This is a genomic window from Xanthomonas sp. SHU 199, from assembly GCF_000364665.1.
Lineage (GTDB): Bacteria > Pseudomonadota > Gammaproteobacteria > Xanthomonadales > Xanthomonadaceae > Xanthomonas_A > Xanthomonas_A sontii.
In genome coordinates this window covers 1-1,734 of record NZ_AQOI01000536.1, presented here as the reverse complement: position 1 = coordinate 1,734, position 1,734 = coordinate 1, and the positions used below count along the sequence as shown (strand labels likewise).

Here is a 1,734-nt window from a genome sequence, read left to right as displayed (position 1 = left end):
GCGGGCGGCAGGCGCCGCAGCGCCGGCCACAGCAGCGCCGCCGCCGGCAGCGCCAGCAGCGGTACCGCCAGGAACACCCAGCGCCAGCCGACGTGCTCGACGATCAACCCGCTGATGCTGGGGCCGATCAGCGACGGCACCACCCAGCCGGCGGAGAACGCGGCGAACATGCGCGGGCGGATCGCCTGCGGATACAGCCGTGCGACCAGCACGTACAGCACGACCGAGATCGCGCCGGCGCCCAGGCCCTGCACCAGCCGGCCGGCCAGCAGGAATCCCATCGACGGGGCGAAGCCGGCCAGCAACAGGCCGCAGACGAAGCAGGCCAGGCCGGTCCATAGCGGCGTCGCCGGCCCGTGCAGGTCGCTCCAGCGCCCGGCCACGGTCATGCCGATCACGCTGGTGGCCAGGGTGCCGCCGAAGGCCAGCGCGTACAGCCGCAGGCCGTCCAGTTCGCGGGCCACGGTCGGCATCGCCGCGGCCACCGCCAGCGCCTCGAAGGCGATCAGCGACACCAGCGCGACCATGCCGACGGTGGTGGCGCGGTAGGCCGGCGCCAGCACGGAGCCGGCAGCGGCAGGGGCGGGTGGAGCAGCGGCGGTGGTGGCGTGGTCTTGCATCGGCGAACCTGGGGAAAAGGGTGGACGTCTGCCGGCGGCGACTTGCGTGGGCGCGTGCAGCCCGTGCAGCATGCAACCTCAACCGGACTCGAGGTCAAGCGATGCAGGAGGAACTGAGCGTTGGACAGGTCGCCGCGCGTAGCGGTGTGGCCGTGTCGGCGCTGCATTTCTACGAGAGCAAGGGCCTGATCCGCAGCATGCGTACCGCCGGCAACCAGCGCCGCTACACGCGCGACGTGCTGCGCCGGCTTGCGGTGATCCGCGTGGCGCAACGCGTCGGCGTGCCGCTGGACAGCGTCAAGGCCGCCTTCGCGCAGTTGCCCGACGCGCGCACCCCGACCCGCGCCGAGTGGGCGCGGATGTCGGCGGTGTGGCGCGAGGAACTGGACGCGCGCATCCTGCAGCTGACCCGCCTGCGCCACCAGCTCACCGACTGCATCGGCTGCGGCTGCCTGTCGCTGCGCCGCTGCCGGCTCAGCAACCCGGCCGACACCCTGGCCGCGCACGGCGATGGTCCGCAGCGCTGGACGGAGGAGTGAGCGCTGCGTGCGCGCGCAGCCGCCGCGTGTAATGTCGCCCCGTCCACCGCTACCGCGTCGGGACTGAAGTCCCTCCCACAATTGACCGCGCCAGCTGTGGGTTGGTTGTTCTGTCGATCTTCCGTAAGAGTGGCTTCAACCGCTACTGGGCTTTCCCGGTAACGCCAGGTCGCGGCTGATCCCAAGCAGGGGCAAGAGCCGCTGCTACGACCCGCGACGGCGCCACGATGTGGGAGGGACTTCAGTCCCGACTGCATGCACCGTCCGGCGACACACAAGCGGCAATGCCGCGACGTCCACCGCTACCGCGTCGGGACTGAAGTCCCTCCCACAATTGACCTCGCTCGCTCTGCGCCGATCGGTCTATCGATCTTTCCGTAGGCGCGGTTGCAGCCGAGACCGGGGATTCCCGATAACGCCAGTCGCGGCTGATCCCAAACAGGCGACAAGAGCCGCTTCCACGACACGCGATGGCGCCACGATGTGCGATCGAGACGATGTGGCAGGGACTTCAGTCCCGACTGCATGCAGTGTTCGGCGCATCATCTGAGCGCACATAAGCAGCAATGCCGCCC

At 70.2% G+C, this 1,734-nt stretch carries 2 protein-coding genes; one reads left to right on the top strand and one right to left on the bottom strand.

Features of this window, described 5'->3' with window-relative positions:
* Positions 1–620: MFS transporter (locus D183_RS0116195; protein ID WP_017909922.1), on the bottom strand; the 620-nt coding region annotated here is incomplete at its 3' end.
* Positions 621–721: 101 nt separating this feature from the next.
* On the opposite strand from D183_RS0116195, the gene soxR reads away from it, so the two are divergent.
* A complete protein-coding gene (gene soxR / locus D183_RS0116190) occupies positions 722–1,159 on the top strand; it encodes a redox-sensitive transcriptional activator SoxR (protein WP_017909921.1) in 438 nt (145 codons plus the stop codon).
* Positions 1,160–1,734: the final 575 nt, after the last annotated feature.